This is a genomic window from Lentzea sp. NPDC060358 (genome assembly GCF_042725365.1).
In the GTDB taxonomy this organism is placed as follows: Bacteria; Actinomycetota; Actinomycetes; order Mycobacteriales; family Pseudonocardiaceae; genus Lentzea.
Genome location: NZ_JBHXCW010000475.1, coordinates 1 through 1,315 on the forward strand (window position 1 = coordinate 1; position 1,315 = coordinate 1,315).

At 72.5% G+C, this 1,315-nt stretch carries 1 protein-coding gene; it reads right to left on the minus strand.

Annotated features, from left to right (window positions below; genetic code table 11):
• Positions 1-1,315, minus strand: a 1,315-nt coding sequence (locus tag ACFWGZ_RS41010; RefSeq protein ID WP_382456975.1) for a heavy metal translocating P-type ATPase, incomplete at both ends; no start/stop codon positions are given.

Consider the following 1,315-nt stretch of genomic DNA (forward strand, 5'->3'; position numbering starts at 1 on the left):
GACCAGGACGGCGTGGCCCTCGACGATTCCCTGGACGCCGAGTCCGGGGACGTTGGCGAAGTCCTCGGGGGTGGGGAGGGTGGATTTGGTGCGGTCGGTGGCGCCGGTGGCGACGGCCTGGGCGATGGGGTGTTCGGAGGAGTGTTCGAGGGCTCCGGCGAGGCGGAGTACTTCGTTCTCGGTGGTGGTGGCGGTGGTGTGGACGTCGAGGAGGGTCATGCGGCCGGTGGTGACGGTGCCGGTCTTGTCGAGGACGATGGTGTCGACGCGGCGGGTGGTTTCCAGGACCTCGGGTCCCTTGATGAGGATGCCGAGCTGGGCGCCGCGTCCGGTGCCGACCATGAGGGCGGTCGGGGTGGCGAGGCCCAGGGCGCAGGGGCAGGCGATGATCAGTACGGCCACGGCGGCCGTGAACGCGGCCGTCACGTCGTCCGCGGTCAGCAGCCACACCACCAGGGTGACCAGCGCGATCACCAGCACCACAGGGACGAAGACGGCGGAGATCCGGTCCGCGAGGCGCTGCACCTCGGCCTTGCCGCTCTGGGCGTCCTCGACGAGCTTCGCCATCCGGGCGAGCTGGGTGTCGGCGCCGACCCGGGTGGCCTCGACGACGAGCCGGCCGCCCGCGTTGAGGGTGGCCCCGGTGACCGAGTCGCCGACGCCGACCTCCACGGGCACGGACTCGCCGGTCAGCATCGAGGCGTCCACGGCCGAGGCGCCCTCGACGACGGTGCCGTCCGTGGCGATCTTCTCGCCGGGGCGGACCACGAAGCGGTCGCCCACGGCGAGCCGGGCGATGGGGACGCGCACCTCCGTACCGCCGCGGAGCACGGAGACCTCCTTCGCGCCCAGGTGCAGCAGCGCCCGCAGCGCGGAACCGGCCTTCCGCTTGGACCGCGCCTCCAGATAGCGGCCCAGCAGGATGAAGGTGACGACCCCGGCCGCGACCTCCAGATAGATGGTGGAGGTGTCACCGGCGTGCCGGACGGTGAGGTCGAAGCCGTGCCGCATCCCGGGCGTGCCCGCATCGCCGAGGAAGAGGGCCCACAGCGACCAGCCGAAGGCGGCCAGCGTGCCGATCGAGACCAGGGTGTCCATGGTGGCCGCGCCGTGCCGGAGATTGGTCCAGGTGGCGCGGTGGAAGGGCAGTCCGCCCCAGACGACGACGGGGGCGGCGAGGGTGAGGGAGAGCCACTGCCAGTTGTCGAACTGGAGGTAGGGCACCATCGCGAGCAGGACGACGGGGGCGGCGAGCACGGCCGAGACGGTCAGCCGCCGACGTAGCGCGTCGGGCGCGTCGTCGTCGGTCCCGGCG